Source organism: Shewanella sp. BJSY2023SW007 (assembly GCF_047314525.1).
In the GTDB taxonomy this organism is placed as follows: Bacteria; Pseudomonadota; Gammaproteobacteria; order Enterobacterales; family Shewanellaceae; genus Shewanella; species Shewanella chilikensis.
Window position 1 is genome coordinate 37441 of the sequence record NZ_JBKORL010000027.1, and the last position, 22836, is coordinate 60276.

The 22836-nt window shown below is 52.0% G+C and carries 21 protein-coding genes; 14 read left to right on the forward strand and 7 right to left on the reverse strand.

From position 1 onward, the window contains the following. From cydB to ACMHXE_RS05160, 6 genes are all read left to right on the forward strand, one after another. Entirely contained in the window at nucleotides 1–1008 is a 1008-nt protein-coding gene (gene cydB, locus ACMHXE_RS05135) for a cytochrome d ubiquinol oxidase subunit II (protein ID WP_101053763.1), read from the forward strand. Nucleotides 1009–1081: 73 nt separating this feature from the next. Beyond that, nucleotides 1082–1174, forward strand: coding sequence for a DUF2474 family protein (locus ACMHXE_RS05140; protein ID WP_223828965.1), 93 nt, complete (start codon nucleotides 1082–1084; stop codon nucleotides 1172–1174). A 139-nt stretch (nucleotides 1175–1313) separates the two neighbouring features. Continuing rightward, the gene (locus ACMHXE_RS05145) at nucleotides 1314–2051 is read left to right on the forward strand and encodes a YdiY family protein (protein ID WP_101053760.1); all 738 of its coding nucleotides are present in this window, start codon (nucleotides 1314–1316) and stop codon (nucleotides 2049–2051) included. Between the two features lie 221 nt (nucleotides 2052–2272). Further along, nucleotides 2273–3727, forward strand: coding sequence for a sodium:proton antiporter NhaD (nhaD, locus tag ACMHXE_RS05150; RefSeq protein ID WP_226565310.1), 1455 nt, complete (start codon nucleotides 2273–2275; stop codon nucleotides 3725–3727). Nucleotides 3728–3837: 110 nt separating this feature from the next. Further along, the gene (locus tag ACMHXE_RS05155; protein WP_101053754.1) at nucleotides 3838–4626 is read left to right on the forward strand and encodes a winged helix-turn-helix domain-containing protein; all 789 of its coding nucleotides are present in this window, start codon (nucleotides 3838–3840) and stop codon (nucleotides 4624–4626) included. Nucleotides 4627–4669: 43 nt separating this feature from the next. Continuing rightward, nucleotides 4670–5218 (forward strand): hypothetical protein, encoded by a 549-nt coding sequence (locus ACMHXE_RS05160; protein WP_413731573.1) that lies wholly within the window; start codon nucleotides 4670–4672, stop codon nucleotides 5216–5218. 6 nt (nucleotides 5219–5224) lie between these two features. On the opposite strand, the gene ACMHXE_RS05165 is transcribed toward ACMHXE_RS05160, so the two are convergent. Together ACMHXE_RS05165 and ACMHXE_RS05170 are read right to left on the reverse strand one after the other, a co-directional pair. Beyond that, entirely contained in the window at nucleotides 5225–5770 is a 546-nt protein-coding gene (locus tag ACMHXE_RS05165) for a hypothetical protein (RefSeq protein ID WP_165565556.1), read from the reverse strand. Nucleotides 5771–5780: 10 nt separating this feature from the next. Continuing rightward, entirely contained in the window at nucleotides 5781–6602 is an 822-nt protein-coding gene (locus tag ACMHXE_RS05170; protein ID WP_101053745.1) for a cytochrome C, read from the reverse strand. A gap of 426 nt (nucleotides 6603–7028) precedes the next feature. Here ACMHXE_RS05170 and ACMHXE_RS05175 point away from each other — a divergent pair, with 426 nt between their 5' ends. The 3 genes from ACMHXE_RS05175 (at nucleotide 7029) to ACMHXE_RS05185 (ending at nucleotide 10013) form a co-directional block, all read left to right on the forward strand. Beyond that, nucleotides 7029–7775 (forward strand): winged helix-turn-helix domain-containing protein, encoded by a 747-nt coding sequence (locus tag ACMHXE_RS05175; protein WP_101053742.1) that lies wholly within the window; start codon nucleotides 7029–7031, stop codon nucleotides 7773–7775. Beyond that, nucleotides 7768–8277 (forward strand): hypothetical protein, encoded by a 510-nt coding sequence (locus ACMHXE_RS05180; RefSeq protein WP_039033082.1) that lies wholly within the window; start codon nucleotides 7768–7770, stop codon nucleotides 8275–8277. The genes ACMHXE_RS05175 and ACMHXE_RS05180 overlap by 8 nt, the downstream gene beginning before the upstream one ends. A gap of 125 nt (nucleotides 8278–8402) precedes the next feature. Further along, the gene (locus tag ACMHXE_RS05185; protein ID WP_224866141.1) at nucleotides 8403–10013 is read left to right on the forward strand and encodes a hypothetical protein; all 1611 of its coding nucleotides are present in this window, start codon (nucleotides 8403–8405) and stop codon (nucleotides 10011–10013) included. A 271-nt stretch (nucleotides 10014–10284) separates the two neighbouring features. Here ACMHXE_RS05185 and ACMHXE_RS05190 read toward each other — a convergent pair whose 3' ends face one another. The 4 genes from ACMHXE_RS05190 to ACMHXE_RS05205 form a co-directional block, all read right to left on the reverse strand. Further along, nucleotides 10285–10998, reverse strand: coding sequence for an RNA pseudouridine synthase (locus ACMHXE_RS05190; protein WP_101053867.1), 714 nt, complete (start codon nucleotides 10996–10998; stop codon nucleotides 10285–10287). A 59-nt stretch (nucleotides 10999–11057) separates the two neighbouring features. After that, a complete protein-coding gene (locus ACMHXE_RS05195; RefSeq protein ID WP_413731575.1) occupies nucleotides 11058–11732 on the reverse strand; it encodes a hypothetical protein in 675 nt (224 codons plus the stop codon). A 99-nt stretch (nucleotides 11733–11831) separates the two neighbouring features. Next, nucleotides 11832–13169 carry a Na+/H+ antiporter NhaC family protein gene (locus tag ACMHXE_RS05200; RefSeq protein WP_039033083.1) on the reverse strand — a complete coding sequence of 446 codons (1338 nt, stop codon included), beginning with the start codon at nucleotides 13167–13169 and terminating at the stop codon, nucleotides 11832–11834. 232 nt (nucleotides 13170–13401) lie between these two features. After that, nucleotides 13402–14112, reverse strand: coding sequence for a TetR/AcrR family transcriptional regulator (locus ACMHXE_RS05205; RefSeq protein WP_165565555.1), 711 nt, complete (start codon nucleotides 14110–14112; stop codon nucleotides 13402–13404). A gap of 231 nt (nucleotides 14113–14343) precedes the next feature. On the opposite strand from ACMHXE_RS05205, the gene ACMHXE_RS05210 reads away from it, so the two are divergent. The 5 genes from ACMHXE_RS05210 (at nucleotide 14344) to ACMHXE_RS05230 (ending at nucleotide 19568) form a co-directional block, all read left to right on the forward strand. Next, nucleotides 14344–14883: a hypothetical protein gene (locus ACMHXE_RS05210; protein WP_413731577.1), complete on the forward strand. Its 540-nt coding sequence runs from the start codon at nucleotides 14344–14346 to the stop codon at nucleotides 14881–14883. A 216-nt stretch (nucleotides 14884–15099) separates the two neighbouring features. Beyond that, nucleotides 15100–16860, forward strand: a complete 1761-nt coding sequence (locus ACMHXE_RS05215; RefSeq protein WP_234556916.1) for an aryl-sulfate sulfotransferase — start codon at nucleotides 15100–15102, stop codon at nucleotides 16858–16860. 48 nt (nucleotides 16861–16908) lie between these two features. After that, the gene (locus tag ACMHXE_RS05220; RefSeq protein ID WP_224866143.1) at nucleotides 16909–17523 is read left to right on the forward strand and encodes a thiol:disulfide interchange protein DsbA/DsbL; all 615 of its coding nucleotides are present in this window, start codon (nucleotides 16909–16911) and stop codon (nucleotides 17521–17523) included. A 10-nt stretch (nucleotides 17524–17533) separates the two neighbouring features. Beyond that, nucleotides 17534–18148 (forward strand): disulfide bond formation protein B, encoded by a 615-nt coding sequence (locus ACMHXE_RS05225; protein WP_101053725.1) that lies wholly within the window; start codon nucleotides 17534–17536, stop codon nucleotides 18146–18148. Between the two features lie 130 nt (nucleotides 18149–18278). Next, nucleotides 18279–19568, forward strand: coding sequence for an O-acetylhomoserine aminocarboxypropyltransferase/cysteine synthase family protein (locus tag ACMHXE_RS05230; protein ID WP_101053722.1), 1290 nt, complete (start codon nucleotides 18279–18281; stop codon nucleotides 19566–19568). 158 nt (nucleotides 19569–19726) lie between these two features. On the opposite strand, the gene ACMHXE_RS05235 is transcribed toward ACMHXE_RS05230, so the two are convergent. Next, entirely contained in the window at nucleotides 19727–22816 is a 3090-nt protein-coding gene (locus ACMHXE_RS05235) for a DUF2339 domain-containing protein (RefSeq protein WP_413731580.1), read from the reverse strand. Between the last annotated feature and the right edge of the window lie 20 nt (nucleotides 22817–22836).

Genomic DNA, 22836 nt, shown 5'->3' on the forward strand with positions numbered 1-22836 from the left:
ATGGGTATCGATCTGGCTGTTATCTGGTTTGTGATTATTATTTTCGCCACCTTGATGTACATAGTCATGGATGGTTTCGACCTGGGCGTGGGGATACTGTTGCCCTTGGTTGAAGACAGGCATGACAAAGATATCATGGTGAACTCGGTGGCACCTGTGTGGGACGGCAATGAAACCTGGCTGGTACTGGGCGGGGCTGCACTGTTCGGCGCCTTTCCGCTGGCTTATGCGGTGATTATCGATGCCTTGGCGATTCCGCTGACCTTTATGCTGGTGGCACTTATCTTTCGAGGCTTGGCGTTTGAGTTTCGCTTCAAGGCGTTTGAAGGCCATAGAAAAGCCTGGGACAGGGCATTTGCCATCGGCTCTGTGGCAGCGACCTTCTTCCAGGGGGTGGTGCTGGGGGCTGTGATATCCGGTTTCCCTGTCATAGACCGCAGCTTTGCCGGCTCGCAGCTCGATTGGTTGGCGCCTTTCCCGCTTTTATGCGGTGTCGGGCTGGTGGTCGCTTACGGACTCCTTGGCAGCAGCTGGCTGATCATGAAGACCCAGGGGCATCTGCAGCAACAGATGTTTCTGCTGAGCCGCTCTTTGCTCATAGGCTTACTGGTGGCCATAGTGCTGGTCAGTATCTGGACGCCTTTGGCACATCCCCAAATCGCCGAGCGTTGGTTTTCGCTGCCGAACCTTATTTTCCTGTCACCCGTGCCTTTATTGACGGCGCTGCTGGGATGGAATCTGTACCTGGGCCTGCAAAGGCAAGATACTTACCAACCCTTTGTGATGACGCTGCTCTTGGTGTTACTGGGGTTTTGCGGTCTTGGGATCAGCATCTGGCCCTATATTATTCCACCGGGCATCAGCATCTGGCAGGCTTCGGCGCCGCCCCAGAGCCAAGGCTTCATGCTGGTGGGGGCGTTGTTTATTATCCCGATTATTCTGGTTTATACCTGCTGGACCTATTATGTGTTCCGCGGCAAGGTGAGCGCCGATGATGCCTATCATTAATGCTTTGAGGGGCCGGGCCATCCGGCTGTTGGCCCCCGCTAAGGCTTGGCTCGATAGCCGTCCAGGCTGCTGGATGCTGCTGCTCTGGTGCTTGAGTGTGCTTTCTTTGCTGAGCGTCTCTTCGCTGTTGCGACTACTGATGTCTGCGGCCGGGTTGAAGGCCTGATTGGGGGCCATTGTTATCAATATGGTGTACGCAATCAGGTTTTTCGGCTGAAAAATGCGAGCTGTTTCGTATTTTTCGCTGTAGATGTTAAGATGGCGCCCGTTTTTTTAGGGATTGCTTTGAACGGAGATGCACAAGAATGAAAAAACTGCTTAGCGCTGCAGCCATTCTGCTGGTCGCACCATTTGCTCACGCAGGGGCCGACTTTGTCGAAGGTGATAAAACATTTGCCGGTGAGGCGGAGTTGGGGGCCACCCTGACCACAGGTAACACTGATACCTCTTCGGTGAAGGCCCGCCTGGCGATGAAACATGAACTGGGCAACTGGGAAAACCAGTATCTGCTCGAAGGTCTGTATAAGGAAGATTCTGAAGAAGTTACTGCCAAGCGTTATTTTGGTGGCGTTCAGGGCAACTACCGTCTGGATGAGCGCAGTTATCTGTTTGCCAACACCAGTTACGAAGCCGATCCCTTTACTGGTTATGATTATAAATTTAACAGCGCAGCCGGTTACGGCTACCGTGTATTCCAGGGCAGCAAGAGCTTCCTGGATGCCGAGATAGGTCCTGGTTACCAGTATCAGCGCCTGGACAGCGAGCAGCGGGCTATTTTGGGTTACAACTCAGATGCCAGCTGGGTGGCTCACGGGGTGATTAACTATGAGCTGGAGATCAGCAAGACCTCCAAATTCCGTCAAATGTTTATTGCCGACTATGGTGACAAGCTAGACGCCCGCTCCGAGACTTCGCTGACCGCCAACATCATTGGCGCCCTGGCAATGAAGTTTGCTGTGATTGTGCGTTATAACAGCGATCCGCTGGACGATAAAAAGAGCACTGACACTGAAACCAACATGACACTGCTGTACTCCTTCTAAAAAGTCGTGAGATAAAAAAGTGTGAACCAGATAAAAGCGCCTACGGGCGCTTTTGTGATCTATGGTGTTTTTTTACCAGTCCTTGGCAATCTTTCTCCGGTTATCTGCCGCTTAAGGCTTGGGCTTGCTCACTTAAATTACAGAAATTTGCGTTTTATCAAGATTTGCTTTCTTGTCTCTGTGCTAGGTTTTAGTTAATTTCCTACCGAGAGATCATTGAAATGAAGTTGATGCGTTTGCATGGGGGCTGCGCAGCCTTAGGAGGAATTTTGTCCGGACTGTTTTCGCCTGCGGTCCTGGCTAGCACGGAAGCCGTAAATAATCTGAACCTGACGGACTCAACCGTGGGGTATTTGGCACTGACCCTATTTGCCATCGCCTATTTGCTGGTGATGGGAGAGGAGAAGTTGCACCTGAGGAAGTCCAAACCTGTATTGGTTGCCGCCGGTCTCATCTGGGGCATGATAGGTTATGTCTATACTCAAAACGGTATGTCGGAAGTGGCCGAGGCAGCTTTCAAGCATAACTTGCTTGAATATGCCGAACTGTTGCTGTTTTTACTGGTAGCCATGACCTATATCAATGCGATGGAAGAGCGCAGGTTGTTTGATGCTTTACGTTGTTGGATGGTCGGCAAGGGCTTCAGTTTGTATCAGATATTCTGGCTTACCGGCTTATTGGCCTTCTTTATATCACCTATCGCCGACAACCTGACCACGGCATTATTGATGTGTGCCGTGGTGATGAAAATGGGCGCCGATAATCGCCATTTTATCACCCTGTCCTGTATCAACATAGTGGTGGCCGCCAACGCCGGTGGCGCCTTCAGTCCCTTTGGGGATATCACCACTCTGATGGTGTGGCAAAAGGGTATGGTGCACTTTTCCGAGTTCTTTAAGCTGTTCCTGCCATCACTGGTGAATTTCCTGGTGCCGGCGCTGATTATGAGCCTGTTTATTTCCAGGGAAAAATCCGATGCCTTGGTTGAAAAAGTTTATACCAAGACAGGCGCCAAGCGGATAGTGCTGCTGTTCCTGTTTACTATTACTATGGCTGTATGTGCTCATTCATTGTTGGGGCTGCCACCTGTGCTTGGCATGATGACAGGTCTTGGACTGCTGCAGTTCTTTGGCTTCTTCCTGAGGAAGAATTTCCCTAAAGCATTGGCAAGGGCGCAGGAGAAGGCGCGCCTGATGCAGGATGAAAAGCGTTTGGAACAACTGGGTAACGTTGTGCCTTTCGATGTCTTCAGTCGTATTGCCAGAGCCGAATGGGATACTTTGCTGTTCTTCTATGGCGTGGTGCTCTGTGTTGGCGGCTTGGGCTTTATGGGCTATCTGAATATGGTGTCTCACGCCATGTACACCCAGTGGGATCCCACTTATGCCAATATCGCCATCGGGGTGTTGTCTTCTATCATAGACAACATTCCTGTGATGTTTGCCGTATTGACCATGAATCCGGATATGGCTCTTGGCCAATGGCTGCTGGTAACCCTGACTGCCGGAGTCGGGGGCAGTTTGCTGTCTATCGGCAGTGCTGCCGGGGTCGCTCTGATGGGGCAAGCTAGGGGCATTTATACTTTTGGGGCTCATCTCAAGTGGACGCCTGTTATCGCCCTGGGTTATATCGCCAGTATTCTGATACATCTCTGGCTTAACAGTTCTACATTCTAGAAAAGCATGTATCATATTGTTAATTAACAAAGTTTTAATCGTGAGAAAAGTCTGAGAGACGGTTCACGCTTTTCTTAAAAGCCTAAAAACACCCATGCAGATCACTCTGGATGGGTGTTTTTTTCCCTTATACTGCCGCCATTCATTTGCTGCTGAGCAATGCCATGCAGATAGGTTGCTGTTGGTTTGATGCCGATACCGGCACGCTCAAACATACTGGGTCCGGTAAGATTTGGGTCTTGTCTGAAATAGAGCAATGTGTGTTGAGTGTTTTGTTGAGCCATCAGGGCAAGGTGGTTTCCAGAATGCAATTGCTGCAGGAGGCGGGCATTCCCGTCAACCAAGAGCATTTATTGGAACAAGCTGTGGCCCGTATCCGCCAATACCTGGGACCTGAGCACTGTCGCCTGTTGGAGCCCATAGACAGGCAAGGTTTTTTGTTGCACAGCAAAAATCGAAAAAGTAAACCAATCTCTCTGTTTTTAAAGGGAAAGGCACCCTGGTATCATTTTTTTTGGATGTTACTGCTGAGTGGGTTGGTATTGTTTTTTCTATCGTCCAGAGTCGGACCGCTGCGCTATCTGGAAACGCCGGATGAGGTGATTAAACTCGTGCATCCTTCGGGCAGTACTACCTTTTTGCGTCTCTATGGCGAACCCAAGGCATTGGCGGCATTGAAAGAACTGACTCAGAGCATTGAAGGCTGGCTGGCGCCTTGCCCCGATAGCTGGCATACAATTTCTATTTCCCTCAGTGATGACAGTAAGGTATTGAGTATGGTGCTCAAGGGAGAAAGTGACCAAGGGGAGTACTTTAAAGCTTACAAGCTGACCATGTCCCAGATGAATGATTGTGCCCCCGAGCATACTTGGTTGAAGGAGGCACTGCGCTGTGACTGAGTCGCCTCTACCGCGGCGCTTACGCCAAAATCGGAGCTGGATATTGCTGTTGTTACTGCTGTTATTTATTGCAGGTATCCTGGCTGTCGACACCTTGATTTCCAAATATCTAAACCCAAACTTCAATTGTGAAGCGAGTTTAATTAGCCCCGGCAAAGCCGAAGAACCGGGGGGAGGAGAGAAACTTAGGCTTGGGATAACCACAGAAAATGGGCAGACCAGACTGAAGGTCAGTTATCGCTATGATAATGAGCCGTGGGCGGCTATCGAGCTGGCCGGCACTATAGAAGAGGTTGAGCTTGGTTCACTAAGCTATCTGATGAGTCTTGAGCCCTATCAGGATAAACTGCTATTAGTTGAAGAAGAACTCCCTCCGTACTTGATGGCAATGCGGGAGACTATCAATAAGGCCTTGGCTCAGTCGGGCAAATTGGAGCTCAGGTTGCATGTTCTTGAGATGGATATTTTGGCTGACTATTCACTTATTCAACTGAGCCCAGGCAATCACCTTTGGGCCTGTCGTATGACTGAGTTTGAAGAGGATGAGTCCCAAATGCCGTTGCTCTCATTGATCAGCAGCATTTGGGATTAGTGAAGTTTAGTTTATGTCTGTAGTGGGAGAATAGAGCGTCACTTCATTGCTGATCTCAGCCCCGAACACCTCTATGGCTACCTTGTAACGGGTAACCGCGCCAGTGGCAGCATTGGCATCCCAATCCAGCCCTGATGGACTGAAGCTGTAGCTGCCGGCACTGTCCAGAGCTTGCAGCGGCTCGGCGCACTCGGTTGCCGGATCGCAGCTGTAACCATAGGTCACATGCCAGCGTTTCCAGGCCTTGGGCTTGGTGGAAGCTTGCTCTTCTGCCGGATAACCAAAGTAGGTGATTTGGTACTTAGCGGCATTGGTGAGCGCCTTGCCTTCGGCGTTTTGCAGGGCAAAGATAACTTCTCCCGAGTCGGGATCGAAGCTGTTGAGGGTCAACTCAATACTGCTGGCCTCGCCGATATCCAAGCTTGGGGTCTCAACCGGAGGTGGTGGTGGCGGTGGCGTGATCTCTCCGCCACCATTATTGTCATCATCGCTGCCACAGCCTCCCAAGAGCAGGGCCGAGCCGAGCAGCAGGCTCAGATAGCTGATTTTCATTGGATAATCCTCAGTTAAAGTGCCCGGTATGACAGGTGGTACATTCCATGTCTGTCTTGACACTGGCGGCAGGTCCCATGGTACTTGTGGAGCCATGACAGCTCTGACAGCTCTGGGCTTCTGAGCTGGGTTTACTCTCAGGCAGGGCGCCCAAGTCTTCACCCTTGTGGGCTCGGTTCAAGAGTTCCACTAAGTGATAGGCAATAGAGGCCGACAAACGATAGCAACGTTCACCTTTTTCAGAGAAGGTCTTGCCTGAGGCCTTGGACCAGTTACTGATAGAGGAGTGACACAGTACGCTGTTGGCAACCGAGGATTTGACCACCAGAGCAGTCTTTTCGGCGGTGGAGCCGATACCGGCAACGAACTCATCGCTGGACAGCGGCAGCTCGGTATTCTCGTAGTAGCGGAACAGGGAACCTATGACGGCGGCATTTTGGCCATTGATGTCATCGAGAATATTAACCAACATACCTACCGCATTGAGGTTACCGCAAAGCGTGCCTTGGCCGGTAACACCGGCAAAACCGTAGCCGGCCAGCGCTGTTGGAATAGTGGCAAACTTGTCGGCATCGACACTGGCAGACCGAGCCAGCATGGTTACAGTGGCGTGAAATACCTGATGCATACAGCCACCGCCGGTTTCATAAGCCAGTTTGGCTGTCTCCATAGGATCCAATGGAGCATATTTGAGTTTTTCACCCAGCTCCAGGCGATAGTTTCCTGACTCATCCGTGGCAGCAAAGGCGCAAGTGGCCGTAAGGCTGGCTCCGGCTGCTGCGGCGCTAATTCCGATAATCTGGCCCAGGGCCTGACGTCTGTTAATGCTCATATTTATCACCCTTTGTTGTCTTTGTTTTTCCCGACCGGGTCGGTTGCATTCAGATTAGGGGGATAAGATATGAAGGTTGTGATTTAGCGCGCATGAATATTGAGTTGTCAAAGACTGGGGTTTGAACTCCTTTAGATGATTAGCATTGATGTTTTTAATCCTTTTTGGGGGTTAGTGGTTGAGCAAGGTCACTTTATTTGTTTTATTCATGTTAATTAACGGCTGGTTTATCAACCTTCAAGCCTGTTTTCGAAGCCTTCAACCATGGGAACTGGTTCACAAAACGCTACTTGCTTCCCTCTTGCTTGCCTCCTTGTCTGAGGAGGATCACTTTTTAAACTTTTTCCTGTGTCAGGGTTATGAGGATCACAGTAGTGATTAGATTTCTTGCATACACTCATGTTCATATAAAACAGGAGGAAGATGATGCAGATAGGCGACTGCTGGTTTGATGAAGCCAGCGGTGAGTTACAACACAAAGGCAGGGGAGACAGTTGGCATCTTCCTCGGGCGGAGCTGCAGGTGCTGAAACTCCTGCTTGCTAATCAGGGACGTTTGGTCTCCCGTATTGAGTTGCGCGCCGGTGATGACAATCATCCCCCTTTGAGTGATTCGTCTGTAGCCCGTGCTGTCTGTATGTTGCGTGCCTTTTTGGGGCCAGAATATGAGTCTTTGATTGAAACGGTCAAGGGGCAGGGGTACCTGCTGCGCTCATCTGTGGCCCGTAAACCCCCAGGAGTGCTGGAGTCCAGGTTAAACGCCGGTCCCAAGCAACTGCTGGTGGGCTTGGTACTGATACTCATGCTTGGTCTCAGTGTCTTCTATCTGTATCGTTTACCCAGAGTGGTACCCACAATCCCACTGAACAAGCAGGAATTGACACTGCTATCTGGTCAGAGAATGGAGCTGTTTTTCTACTCCAATTCCCGTACCAACAATCAGTTGCTGACCGAACAGGGCAAGGTGCTGACCTCGGCATTGGCTCAGTGCAAGAGCAGCCCTTGGCGTAAATTATATGTGTCTCTTTCCCATGACAAACAAGTCCTTAACCTCACACTGAGAGGCGAGTATCTGGGGCAGTCTGTAGTACGCAATCTCAAAATAAGCGATGGACGTCAGGTCAAGGAATTTGTCAGTGTACCTTGGCTTAAGGAGGTTGATCTCTGTGGCTAGACGTTGGCTTTGGGTGATAAATCTGCTGATCCTGATCTTTTTGCTCGGCTGTTTGTTGGTGATCTATCGTTTCAGCCAAACCGCGCCCGCTTTGGCGCTTAATTGCAGCTCCGAACTCTACGACCGGCAGTTGAACGAAGGTGAAGATGCGCAGCACTACCTGCTGCTGGATCTGCAGACCAAAGGCAAGCGAGCCCTGGTTAACTATCGCTACTTCAATATGGATGGCACTCCTGCCGGTAGTATTTTGATGCAGGGGCAACTGGCTTCGGAAGAGGCAGGGCGTTATCAAATCCTGGTCACAGATAAACAGGAACTCTCCGGCAAGGGCGCAAGGCCCGCCCATATGCAATACCTTTCCTATGTTTCCAGCTTCAACCTCAGTAATGAAGGTCTGCATCATTTGGCACTGGAAATTCTCGATGCCGATGAAGCCAAAGACTATGCTATTGTGTTGTTCCAACCGAGTAACACAGTATGTGGCTGCCGCTTGATCCATTGACGGCTGAATTTTTGCTGACGATTTCACCGTTTCCTTTCAGTTAACGCCTGTACGCTATCCCATTCCCGTGTTGCTTGGGCTATAGTCAGGTTCTTTCATCAATTCATTGATAGTGTTCCATTATTGTGTCCAAACTACGTATCAAGCAGGAAGAAAATCTATCCATCAAATTCAGTCATCTGATGGGTGTTGGGGAGCAGCGCAAGCTGGATCTCTACTTTTCCCTGCCTAAGGAGATGGGCATAGGGCCGCAGAGTCTGAATGAAGAGGAATACTACTTCAGCGCCATTCTCGGACGGCGTTCTTACTACTCGGATGGTCTGCATCTGCCTCTGGTACAATCCAGGTTTGTAAGCCAGAAGAAGCGTACCGTCGAAGAGTTTCGTCTTTATCTGAATCTGTTTGCCTACCAGTTTGTTGTGGCGATGGAGAATGATGCCAAGGAGATTTCACGGCAATCCGAACCGGAAAACTTTTATCCCTTGCTGGAGGAGTTAACCGAGCAGACAGCGATTTTGCTGAAGAAGTTTCGCCGCAACGAACCGGCCGATGCCAGATGGAAACACTATTTTGAGAATGCCGATAACTACCTGTCCTGGTTTTGTGAACAGCAGTTGTTGAAGTTGTTGGCCCATGGTCCCAGAAACAGTGACTTCAGCCATGTGTCGGATAAGGTGATCACCCTCTGCCGGGTCGAGAATAACTATCGGGCAGAGCGACTCTATAACTCGGCGCAAACCCTGCAAGATCCCAATCGTATTGCCAACAAGATGTTGTTGCTCAGGCGGCTTATCCAGCAAGGGGTGGTGCTCAAAGAGGAGATTAAGCCCCTGAATACAGGGCTTAAAAAGCTGACCACAGGATTGGCTACCGCCCTGGTGATGTTGGTGGTATCTGCCTTGATTATTAAGGCGCAGGGGATATTTAGTGGCGTGACCCTGGTGTTGGTGTTGGTGTTGGCGCTGATTTACGGCGCGCGCGAGATCTTTAAAGATGATGTCCGTAATGCGTTGTGGCGTTATATCCAACGGGGACGCCCCCGTTGGAGCCGGATATTGAGGGATACAACCAACCAGAAGTTTATTGCCAAGCAGCTGGTTTGGCTTGAGTTTATGCGCAGCCGGGATCTCCCTGATGATGTCAAAGAGATCCTCCGGCGGCGCCATAGCCAAAATAAGGTCGACGCTGAAATTCTTCACTACGGCATTCAAACCAAGGTGGCAGATACCGAATTTCTTGCCGGTTACAACACATTGCAGGAGCAGGTGGTGTTCAGTTTAGTGCCCTTTGCCCGTTATTTGGAACGGGGTAAGGCCAAAATTTACAGCGAAACTGATGGCAGGATCACTAACGAGTCGGTGGAGCGGCGTTATCAGATAAATCTGGTCGCCGTACTCAAAGAGGGCAAGCAGGCGCCGCGCTATGCCAGATACAAGATCACCATGAACCGCTCACAGATAGTGGATGTCAGCCCCAGCGATATTCCTGATTCACTGCCGGGAATTGAGGATCTGCCCTATGATTCCGAGGTCAAGGCCAATGGCGAGTCCAGGCGCAGTAAGGAAGAGCGCGTCGAATCCAAGACTGTGGAGGAAGAAGAACATCAGGCGAATCTGGCGGCCGTGACGCAGGCCGCCGATCTTCTGTCCGAGTTGCAACCCGGCGGTGAGAAGGAAGATAAAGCCGTCACCTCCCGGGCAAGCGAGCCTAAAAATGGCGAAGGCAGTCAGCCCTGACAGCCTTCGTTGTGAAGCTGCTAAGGAAGATCCCTCAGAGGAAAATGCTAACCCCAGACTGACCAGTAAGCCGCCTGTGGCACGTTCAACTAAGTGGTGCCATGGGTTGCTATAAATGCGCTTTATCGACTCGGCAGAGAGTGCTGGTTTGTTGGAGTGAGTCTGGGGAGGGTATGCTGCCACAAACACTGTTGTTTTGAGCTGATACAGTTAACCAGGCGCTTAGTTTTGCCAATAATCTAGAGTCGTAAAAAGATATACTGCTGTTTAGTCAAAGTTGTACTGCGTCTTTGAGCGCAGCGATTTGTGCGCGGCTGAGCTCCCTAAACTCCCCTTCAGCAAGCCTATCAAGTGTTAACTCCATTATCCGGGTACGGCAGAGATCTGTGACTTTGTAGCCCAAATGCCGACACATACGGCGAATTTGCCGCTTCTTGCCCTGAGTCAGAATAATTTCAAAACTGTTTGCTGAAACTGGCGTGACTTGTGATGCCCGCACCTGGCCATGACCGTAATCCATAGGCGCTCTCAAGGCATGGATAAACTCGTCAGTAAATGCCCGCTCCACAGTAACCCGATAACACTTGCTGTGACAGAAATCCGGGTGCATCAGTTTATGGGTCAGCTCGCCATCGTTACTGAGCAGCAGCAGACCGCGGGAATCTTTATCCAGTCTTCCGGCCGGATACAGGCGTTTATCCTGGGGCAGTAGATGCAATAGACTGCTCGGGTCATCTTTGAGTAGGCGGCAATCTATGCCGACGGGTTTATTGAATAGGAGGTACGAGTGCGGCTCAGGGGGCGATATGGGTTCACCTTGGTAAAACAGTTTTTCGAGGCAATGGCGCTGCCCGGCGGCGAGGGTGACTCTGTCTGTGTGTTTGGCGAGTTTGTCACCCAGAAAAATCTCTCCGGCTTCGATGCGCCTGGCGGCTTCGCGCCTTGAACATAGGCCGGATTGCGCCAGATAGTGGGCGAGGCGGATTGTGGCTTGTTGAGATGCTCTTGCGTGGGTCATTGCAGGCCTTTATTGCCAGGGTTACATCAGTCGTTTGTCGGCTGCGACCAGTGCCACAGCCGATAAACCGTGGCCGATAGGCTGAGGCCGGCAAACACAGTGGCAATGGAGTGCAACCACATAAACCATACCGAAAGGCAGAGGGTTTGCGCCGGGCAAGAGGCATAATTCATCGATGGCCATTGCAACTGAGATAACAAGCCAATACCGGATACTATTCCCAGCAGGCTAAACAGGCACAGCGGCAGGTTACACAGTGCTCGATGGGAAACAAAGCAGTAGCAGCAAAGAGTAAACATCACCAAGGTATTGGCAATAAAGAAGATGGCCGCCAACTGGTGAGCAAAGAGTTCATTGTAGGGAAACACACCAAGCGCTGTTATCCCTAAGCCAACCGCTATCCCTGACCTTGACAACAAGCCGGCCGCCGCGCTGTGTTTTTGCCACCAGAGGCCACCCATGGCCAAGATGAAGCAGGCACCGCCCAGCAGCAGCGAGATGTTGTAGACATAGGCCAGCGGCGAGCTCAAGTAATCACCCAGTCTGTCCATACGCATGCTGAAAATAGCGCTGCCCATACTGTCATAAGCGGCCCAAAAGGAGGAGGCCATACCCAGTGCCGCTATACTGACGCCCACCAGAGACATCATAAATGCCAGGCGCTGCGGATCTTGTTTGTGATATTGCTCGTAAGGGGGCATGCAGTGGCTCGTTTGAATATCAGTATTCAATAATGCTTGCCAAACGGCAGCGACAAAAAACCGGTCGCAGGGACCGGTTTGGTTTTTGTATTTGTTAGTTTAACTGCGGGGGCGCAGTATCACAATCACTACAGCGACCAATGCCAGGATCATACAGTACCAAGTGTTGGCAACCGCTTCCAGCGGAGAGATCTTGAAGTGGGAAGCTATCAGCAAGGCCTGGGCACCGTAGGGAATAAGTCCCTGAATAATACAGGCGAAAATATCCAGAACACTGGCGGCGCGTTTGGGGGCCACGCCATGTTTGGCGGCCAGATCTTTGGCGATATCACCGCTGACCACAATAGAGACGGTATTGTTGGCCACACAGGAGTTGGTCAGGGCGACAATCCCGGCCATACCCAGTTCGGCGGCACGACAGGAGGCTTCGCCTTTGGCGCGGGAGAAACGGGCGATCAGTTTTTCAATCTGTTGGCTGACAAAGCTCAGACCACCTTGCTGCTGCATCAGGGCCGCCAAACCACCAACCAGCATGGAGAGGATAAAGATCTCCTGCATATTGCCAAAGCCTTTATAGATGTCTTGGCCGAAGGTCAGCAACGAATAGTCCTGAGTGAGAAACCCCGTGGTTCCGGCCAGCAAAATACCTATGGCCAGTACCACAAATACGTTTAACCCGGCGACGGCCAGCACCAGAATACTCAAGTAAGGCAACACCTTAACAAAGTCGACCTCCTGCGGTGGCAGTTCGGCTTGACCGGAAGAGAGGAAACCGAACAGCAGCAGGGTCACAATGGCTGCCGGAATGGCAAAGATCAGGTTTTCGCGGAACTTGTCTCTCATTTCGCAGCCCTGGGTGCGGGTGGCGGCAATAGTGGTATCCGAGATAATAGACAGGTTGTCACCAAACAGGGCGCCGGACATTACAGAGCCGGCCATCAGTGGCAGCTCAATCCCTGCCTGATCGGCAACCCCAAGGGCGATAGGAGCCACGGCGGCGATCGTGCCCATGGAGGTGCCCATGGCGGTGGCGATAAAGGCGGCGATAATGAAAAAGCCGGGCAACAACAGATTAGCCGGGATCAGCTTAAGCCCCAGGGCAACTGTGGCATCAACCCCGCCAGTGGCACTGGCCACTGCGGCAAAAGCACCTGCCAGCAGGTAGATGAGGCACATGGCGATGATGTTGTTGTGGCCTATCCCCGCCATAAAGGTATTCATGGTCTGGTTGAGCTTTTGTTTGGACAGTAAAATGGCCAGTACAATTGCCGGTAATATCGCTATCGGACTTGGCAACTGATAAAAGGCAAAATCTACCCCTTGGCTTTGGAAATAGACCCCGGCACCGATAAACAGCGCCAGAAACAGAAATAGTGGCAGCAGCGCCACAAATGAGGCCGGAGCTTTAACGGCTGGAGAAGTGTTGTTCTGGGTCAAAATCTACTCTCTGTAAATCACGTTCGGCCGGGGATTCCCTCCGCAGCAGCCAAACTCGCTGAATTGCATTGTCTTAACGGCATCATCTCCTGACAAATTAGGCGAAAGAATAGGGGATAGCCAGTCGCCTGTCAATTTAGACGTCTAGATGTTTTTACTTCTATGTTGATTTTGTGCACTGTGCGGCTTAAATCTCGGTTGCGATGCTATTACCGAAGAACTTTGGTTTAGCTCAAGTGTTCAGCTGCTGTTGGCGTTGAGCTCTGTGCTGGGGTAATTCGCGACGCAACTGCTGCGCCCTGGCAAGGGTTTGGGGATTTAGCCTTTTGCCAGGGCACAACTCTTTAAGTAGTTGAGTGAGCAGCCGAGCATTATCAAACCTGACATCCTGGCTGTATTCTTTACCGGCGTAGGTGTTTCCCACTAACTCTCGGCCTCTCAGATAGGTGCATAACAGATGGCAAAACTGCTGGATCTGCACATCACTGGCCAAGATCTCCTGCTGTTCTTTTGCTTGAGCCAGAAGTTGGAGCGGAGTTTCCCAATAATCCATGGCCAGTCGATTCAGGTTACGAAGATAAGTGGCACTGGCCTTGTTGAAGATCAACCTGTTGCAGGAGATGGTGGAGATGGAGCTGCGCAGGCAGTAGGTCTCGGTAAATTGGATCTCATTGAGAATATAGGCGATAAATTTCTCCAATCCTGAGTAACCCTCCAGATTGAGCCACCAGCGAAGCCCAAGTACCTGGTCAAAGGCGCGACAGGTGAGAGCTACCAGAATATCTTCCTTGGTCTTGAAGATGCTGTAGAACAGAGTTGTGGATATGCCCAATCCCTTGGTGATGTCTGATACTTTTAGTGACAATAATCCTTCTTTGGCAATAACAGACTCTGCCAAATCCAAAATAGCTTCCCGTATACGGTTATGCTCGGGCTTATCCATTTTACAATACTCAAGAAAGTGTTGGTTTATTATAAGTTGGAGAATAAAAGTTTTTGTGTGTTAATTGGCTCTTTGTGATCCCGCTCATCAAAAAATAAAATTTTATTTTTTGATGATCCTTATTAAATCCTTTAACAAAAAAATAAAATACACATTTTCATGTGATTCAGTTCACCTATTCATTTCTGCTTCTGTAAATAATTAACTTGAGTCGGGAAGGAAGGATTGAATATGAACAATAAATTGTTATGCCCATTAATTATTTCTGTCTGTCTTGGTGGCAACTGTCAGGCGGCTATGTTGGCGGTCGAAGCCGGGATGATGGATTGGCAATCCAAAGCATCGGATTATTTTGGCGAGGCCAAAGACAATAATCCTTTTATCACTCTGAAAGGTGCCGTTGGCAACGAGTATGGTGATATTTATGGCCATGTAAAGTGGGAAGATCCGGACGATGGAGCTTACTACGGCACAGAGATCAATGTGATAGGTCAGATTAACTTAGGGGAAACAGATTGGAACCTCTACGGCCAAGTGTTTGATAAGAGTAAACCCAGTTGGGGCGAAACCAACACCATGTTGGGACTGAGCTGGGACAAGAGTTATGGCGACACCTATCTACAAGTTGCTCTGGCCGGACATTTTGTCGATGCCACTTATAAAAGCTTTGATGCCGACTTTGAAGGTGGTTTCAACGGTGGCTATGTTTATTTTCTGGCAAGCCATAAGCTAAATCTATTTAAGCAAGACTTTAAATTAACCTGGTGGTAAGAGCACTTTTTTAATCGCGAAGATGATTATTTGGTGTTATCTGGTGATGGAAAGGATTTTGGTTTTAATGGAGCTTTATCTGTTAATTGGTCTTTTACCAAAAATCTGAGTTTTATCCTGAGTTATCGGTATGCAGAAAATAACTTAGGAAAACAAGGATATCACGACGCTATTTTTTATTCCCTGCAATATCAACTCTAATTGGAAGGTGACAAGATGAAAATGAAGAGACTGTGTTATTTAATGTTGGCGGCATCCAGTCTGACATTGACGGGTTTCTCAACCCAGGTGATTGCCGGCGGCGATCTGCCGGGTACCAGTTCCAGTGCCATACCTCAGGGACAGTTGGGATATGTCTATGTGGATCCTTACAAGTTCAGCCCTTTGGTGGCGGTGATCGATCTCGGTGGCAAGTCCATCAGTGACGTCAAGGTCACAGTAAAAGGTAAGGGAAAGAAAGGGATTGATATTCAGTACCCTGTGGGATTGACTCAACTCAACACCCACAGCGGTATTCCGGTATTTGGCCTCTATCCCGATTATCTGAACCGGGTTGAGGTCAGCTACAAACTGGCCGGTAAGTCAGTGACCGAGGAATACAAGATCCGCACCAGCGCACTGCCTCACCTGCATATCGACGGCAATGCCCGCACCCAGTATGAGTATGAGCCGGTCAAAGTCGCCAAAGGTTTTGAAGACAGATTCTATCTGGTTGATGGTCAGGTGATCCCACCCAATATCCGTGACCACTGGGACTGGATCCCGACCCAGAACATCATAGATACCAACGGCGATGTGCGTTGGCATCTGAACAGCGATGTTATCTATGACCGTCCGGGCGGCTCCATGTCCTTCAAGCAGACCCGTGATGGCAAGCTGATCTTTGGTCAGGGGCTGATGTTTGAATTGCATCAAGGGTTCCAGGTGCCTTACTACGCCAAGTATGACTTTATCGGCAAGCCTATCTTCAAGCGCGAACTCCCGCGGGGCTTCAACGGTTTCTCTCATGAGATCACCGAAATGCCCAATGGTCACCTGCTGCTGAGGGTGGGTAAGCGTGATTATGTCACGCCGGATGGCCTCAAGGTCGACACAGTGCGCGACCATGTGATTGAAGTGGATCAGAACGGTGATGTTGTTAAGGTTTGGGACTTCAACAAGATACTCGACCCTATGCGTGACACTGTGCTCAAGTCATTGGATATGGGGGCGGTTTGCCTGAACGTGGATGTCTCCAAGGCCGGTGAAACCAAGACCGCCGAAGAGCTGGCCAGCGAACCCTACGGCGATGTTGCCGGGGTCGGAACCGGCCGCAACTGGCTGCATATCAACTCCATAGGTTATGACCCGGCCGATGACAGCATTATTGTCAGCTCACGCCACCAGTCTGCAGTGATTAAGGTTGGCCGTGATAATAAGGTCAAGTGGATCCTCGGCACCCCCGAAGGCTGGAAAGGAGAACTTGCCGCCAAGGTACTGAAACCCGTTGATCCCAAAGGTCGGGCACTCAAGTGTGACGCCAAGGGCTGCGAAGGCAACTTTGACTGGACCTGGACTCAGCACACCGCCTGGCCGGTACCGGACAGGGGCACAGTCACAGTGTTTGACAACGGTGATGGCCGCGGTCTGGAACAACCTGCGCTGCCGACCATGAAGTATTCCCGTGGCGTCGAGTACAAGGTCGACATGGGCAAGATGACAGTGCAGCAGACCTGGGAGTACGGCAAAGAGCGGGGGTACGAGTGGTATAGCCCAATCACCTCCATCACAGAGTGGCAAGCAGATCACAAGACCATGTTTATGGCCTCGGCTTCTGCCGGACTGCTGGAAGGGGATAAGGCTCCTGAGCATTGGATCACCGAAGTGGATCCCAAGAGCAATGAGGTCAAGGTTGAAATCAAGGTTAAGACTTTGATGAAACACGAGCCTGGCTATCGCTCTACTGTGGTTCACCCTGAAAGCATGTTTAATCGTTAATTATTGTTGTGGCGGCAGCCGGGCTGCCGCCTGTTTGGAGTCCGTATCATGATGAAGAAAAGTCTGTTGGCACTGAGTGCCCTGTTATTGTCCTGCTCTGTTTCTGCCGCCAAATATAATGAAGGCGAACACTATCAACTGCTGGGGGCCGCCAGCTTTGATGCCCCCAATCAAGTGGTGAAGGTGTATTCGGTCAACTGCCCCTTCTGCTACAAGTACGACAAGGCAGTGATCCCCGGCATGGTGAAAAATCTGCCCAAGGGAGTGACCTTCGATGATTATCACATCACCACAAAGCCGCCATTCGGCATGGAAAAAGCCTTGGTGCTGGCTTATGCCCAAACCCAATCCGAGCAGGCTTTCAAGACAGTCAAGATGGCACTGTACAAGAAGTATCATGACGACAAGGCCCGCTTTGCCTCTGCCGATGAAGTCATCGACTTTGGCCTCAAAGCTGCCGGCCTGGATCGCGCCGGTTTTGATGCGGCCAAGAATAGCCCTGAGGTGCAACAACTTTTGAGCAAATGGGACAGAGGTGTGGACGTCGCCAAGATCCAGGGGATCCCGGCACTGGTGGTCAATGGCAAGTACTTGATCAACACCAAGTCTATTCGCAGCATGCAGATGCTCGATGAATTGGTGGCTGAACTGGCCGCCAAGTAAGGAGTTACTGATGAATAAATTGAGTATGCTGTTTCGGGAGTTTACCCAGGCTCCCGTTCCCACACTGGCCCGCTGGCAACAGGGGCGAATACTCTGGAGCATAATGCTGGGCGCGGCGGTTTTTTTGCTCGCTTCCGCCATGGGCTATTTTCAGGTATTTCTGGAGATGGATCCCTGCGAACTGTGCGTTTACATACGCTTCAGCCAATGTTGCATAGTGCTGGCCGGTGCCATCATTTTGATCAATCCGAAGAATCATTTACTCAAGGCCTTGGGGGTTGCCCTGGCACTCTACGGTGTGATCCAGGGAATGGCCTGGTCGATTCAACTGATGAATATCCACGACGCCGCGCACCTGGTAGTGAATGAGTCGATGGACTTCTTTGCCGAGGCGGGTTCGGCGGCAGGCTCTGCCTGCTCCACCGAGCCACACTTCCCTCTGGGCTTGCCGCTGGATAAGTGGCTGCCATTTGAGTTCGCGCCTACCGGCGGCTGCGGTGAAGATGACTGGTCACTGTTTGGCATGAATATGGCGCACTATTGCATCATAGCCTATTCAGTGTTTGCCATCGGTCTGGGCGGCGCGATAGTGGGTTGGCTGGCGAGCTTCAAGGCCAAGCCATAAAAGACAGCTAATCGCGCCTGGCAAGAACCACCCTCAGGGGTGGTTTTTTTGTTTGGACATCTGGATGTCTGTCTGTTAATTTGATTGCTCACTCATTCAGTCAGCATTATCTGTCATCAAGGAGCGCGAGATGAAACTGGAATCCCTGGCGTTGCACCATGGTTATGAATCGGAAGCCACCACCAAGTCGGCGGCGGTGCCCATCTATCAGACGACGTCCTATACCTTCGACGATACCCAACACGGCGCCGATCTGTTTGACCTCAAGGTGCCCGGCAATATTTACAGTCGCATCATGAACCCCACCAACGCCGTGCTCGAAGCCAGAATGGCGGCCATCGAAGGCGGCATTGGCGCGCTGGCACTGGCCTCGGGAATGGCGGCCATCACCTATGCGCTGCAGGCGCTGACGGAAGTGGGCGACAACATAGTCAGCAGCAGCCAGCTCTACGGCGGCACCTATAACCTGTTCGCCCATACTCTGCCGCGCCAGGGGGTTGAGGTGCGCATGGCGTCGTTTGATGACTTCGATACCCTGGAGTCGCTTATCGATGAACGCACCAAGGCGGTGTTTTGTGAATCCATAGGCAACCCCGCCGGTAATATTGTCGATATTGCACGTTTGGCAGAAATTGCCCATAAACATGGTGTGCCCTTGGTGGTGGATAACACAGTGGCGACCCCTGTGTTGTGCCGCCCCTTCGAACATGGCGCCGATATCGTTGTCCACTCGCTCACCAAGTATGTCGGTGGTCACGGCACCACAGTGGGCGGGGTGATCATCGATTCGGGCAAGTTTGACTGGGTCGCCAATAAACACAGATTTACAGTACTCAATCAGCCGGACCCTTCCTACCATGGGGTGGTGTATACCGAAGCCTTCGGCGCGGCGGCTTATATCGGCCGTTGCCGGGTGGTGCCGCTGCGTAATACCGGCGCGGCTCTATCACCACACAGCGCCTTTTTACTGCTGCAGGGGCTGGAGACCTTGAGCCTGCGGATGGAGCGCCACTGCAGTAATGCCGAAGCGCTGGCAAGTTACCTGCAGTCCCATCCGCTGGTGAGCTGGGTCAATTATGGCGCCCTGGCAGACAGCCCTTATAAGGCCAATTGCGACAAAATCACCTCAGGTAAGGCGTCCGGCATTATCAGCTTTGGTATCAAGGGGGGCAAAGAGGCCGGCGGGCGCTTTATCGATGCGCTGCAGATGATCTTGCGTCTGGTGAATATAGGCGATGCCAAGTCACTGGCCTGTCACCCTGCCACCACGACCCACAGGCAGCTCAACGCCGAGGAGTTGGCTCGCGCCGGGGTGAGTGAAGATCTGCTCCGGATCTCTGTGGGAATTGAGCATATAGACGACATCATCAGCGATGTGGCCCAGGCGCTGGAAGCTTCCCAGGGGGGAGTCGGTCGCTAAACACATCTGTTGCAAGCCGATCTGTTGTAAGCACAGACTAACTGTCTGAAAAGCCCCCGCCGCCAATACGGGGGCTTTTGTTTAATGGCTTTTTCTTAATGGTTTTTGTTAATGGCTTTGCGCCTTTGTGGCTGTCGCGCGAGCCGTCATATAAGCCATTATTGTGACAGCAACCGGGCTCTGGACTTCTGGTAGAAGTAAGCCACCCCGAGCAGCAAGGCACCAATCAGCATAAAGACGATGATCTTTTGCAGCAGATCGGCGGCGGCCATATCCAGCAGCAATACCTTGAGGCAACTGATGGCAAACAGACCCGCGGCCAGTTTGAGCATAATCTGGCAGCCGGGACGCAGGCTGAGGAACATCAGCCAGCAGCCGTGGGACACCATGAGCACTGTGCTTAAGGTGGCATCGAATCCGGTTGGCATCTGGTAGGCCAGAGGCAGATAGGCCAGCAGCAACAGGGCATGCCAGGCGATAAACACCATATTGGTCGGCAATTGCTGACGATAGCGTCTCATGGCCAATGGTCGTTTACGGATAAACAGCGCCAGCAAGGCCAGGTTGCAAGCTTGTGCCAGCGCCATCAGCCAAGGTTCAGAGGGCCGGGTCAGGGCATCGAGCTGCAACGACTGCAGGCTGTCGAGCCAACTGAGCCAGGGCAGCAGCAAGGCGATAAAGAAGCTGGCAAAGGCAAAGAGGTAACCCGGGCGCAGAGCTTTGAGCGGTTTGCGGCTGAGCAGGATAAAGAAGTAGCCGCTCAGCACCACACTGCTCAGTGCCAACGTGTGGCTGAACAAGACCTCCAGGCTGTGGCTGACCACCGCCAGCAGCAGCGCGCCATAGAAGGGTGACAACTGCCAGCCGAGTCGGCAGGGGCCTTGCCAGAGCCTTGGCAAGGATGGATAGCGCCACAGCAGCAGACCAGAATAGAGACTGCCCAGCAGCAGTGCGATAAGCCCGGGCCATTGTCCTGCCAGGCAGGCAACAGCAGTTTGGGCTATAGCCAGCACCAGCAGCACATCCGCTTCGCGTTTCAGTATCGGCTGCCTGAACTTGCGGGCCAATACCAAGCTGACAAAGCAGGATAACCACAAGGCCGGGGCCAGCCAATCTTCAAAACGAAGGGCGATTTTGGGCAGCCACAGCAGTGGCAAGAGCACCAGGCAGGCCAGGCGAGTGTACCAGGCCAAACGCTTAAGCTCGCCCTTGGGATGGAAGCGCCGGTATGCATACCAGGCCAGTAACAGACAGAGGAACAGCTCTACCCTGGCGATTTGCGCATACAGCGGCTGAGCCCGGAAACTCAGGCTATGCACATCCACAACGGCGAAGATGACCTGAGCCGCCAGCGGTAACAACAAGGCCCAGGCCAAGGCCTCGCTGACCCTGAGTTGTTGCCTGCGCGCGAGTAGCAGCAAGGTCAGACTCAATCCGGGAATTATCACCAGGAAGTAGTGTTCACTCATCAGCCAGGTGCTAACCAGGGCTAAAGACACCAGCAGCACGTTGGCCAGCTCGCGTCCCAGCTGCAGCAGTTGTTGCTCCCAGCGGCTGAGCTCGGGCTGTTTGCCCAGCAGTTGGTTAAAGCCAAACAAGGTAAGCGTGCTTAGCCCCCAAGCCAGCAGCGGCAGTGACAAGAGCGCCGGCGCTTCATTGATCATATCGCCAAGGGCCAATAGGTTGATGACCAGTCCCAGAACCAGCAGGGTGATGGCCTCGATTCGCAGCGAGGCTTGCTGCTCTCGGCAACCTAGCCACATCAACAGCAAGGCTTCGAGCAGTAACACCAGCCCCAGCAGCTCACCACTGAGCAGGCTGAGTGCGGCAAAACCGAGACAGGCACCGGTCGCCAACCACAATAGCGTCTGCAGCTGTTTGTCTTGTTTAAGCCAGAGCGACAGTCCGATAAGCACGGCGGCGTTGGCCAGCAGCAGCTCGCCGGCATGGGGGCTGAACTGACTCAGGCTATAGACCAAAAAGGCCAGCAAGGCCGCCGGCAGAGCCAGCAGTCTGTGGCTGAGGCCTTCCCGGCCAAACAGCCAAAGGCTGCCAAGGCCATAACCATAGAAGAGGCCATGCAGGGAGATGAGCGCCAGAACTCCCAATATCCCTTGCCCTTGCAGCGGCAGCTCGACAAAGAAACTCAGACTCTCGATACAGGCTATGTGCAGTATGGCTGTCGTTTCCAGCAGCACAGGCCAGCGTATCTTGTGACTCAAGAGTAAAGAGCAGCCACCAATCAGCAGCAGGAAGGGCAGATACATCAAAGGCGCCTGACTGCCGGAAAGCAGCATCAGTGGTGCCAGGGATCCACCCAGCAAGGCGACTATGCTGATGACTCTGGCTTCCAGTTTCAGCGCCAGACTGTAACCGGCCACAGTGATAAGCAACAGCAGCAGATAGCTGACGCCATCCGGTACCAGCTCGAAGTAGGGACCGACAAAATAGGCACACAGATAGTTGATAATCAGCCCAAGGCCCACCAGACCCGAGCCGAAATCGGCCATTGTTCTTTGCCGTTTGCGGATAAAGGCCCCCAAGGCCAGAATGCCATTGGCGCAGACAAAGCCGGTCAAGGCCTTTCCTGTGTCCGACAGCCAGTGGTTCATGGAATACTGCAGCAGATAACCAAAGCCCAGGGTCATGGCGATGATCCCGGCCAGGGTCATCATAAACACCGGGCCCTGACCTTTGGCTTGATAGTGCTGATAAAAATCTTTGGCTTGTGCGAAGAGCCCCAGCAGCGGGCTCAGCATAGCGGCAAAAAAAGCGGCCACAGCCTGATCAAACTTGCGCCCCCAGTTGGGAGTCTGCTGCTCTCGACCCTCTTGTGTTTGGGGCGGTACTCTTTGGGCGGAGGTTTGTTTTGATGCGGTTTGCGCTTTGGTTGCAACTGGCGTTGCTGCCGTATCAGCTGGTGCCGGCTTGGGGTGCTCGATAGGCTGAATATCGGCCCTGCGCTGCCAGGCATCTTGGCGCTGGGTCTGTGACTCCGAGGAGAAGTTAGCAGCTTTGGGCTCGGCCTGAGGCTCATTGGGCCCAGGCATTGCTGATGGCTCGGCAACTTCATGCGTCAAAGGCTGAGCTTGCTCTTCGGCAAGCTGATTGAGCGCCATAAACAAAGCTTCGATTCTTTGCTCTATCGCGTCGAGGCGGATATCTGTCCTGATTTCCAGGTTCGTCTCTTTGAGTTTGAGATCTTCAAGCTCGCGCCTGAGATGTTGGAGTTCTTCCGTTAACTGCATGCTGCTTTCCTGATGCTAAT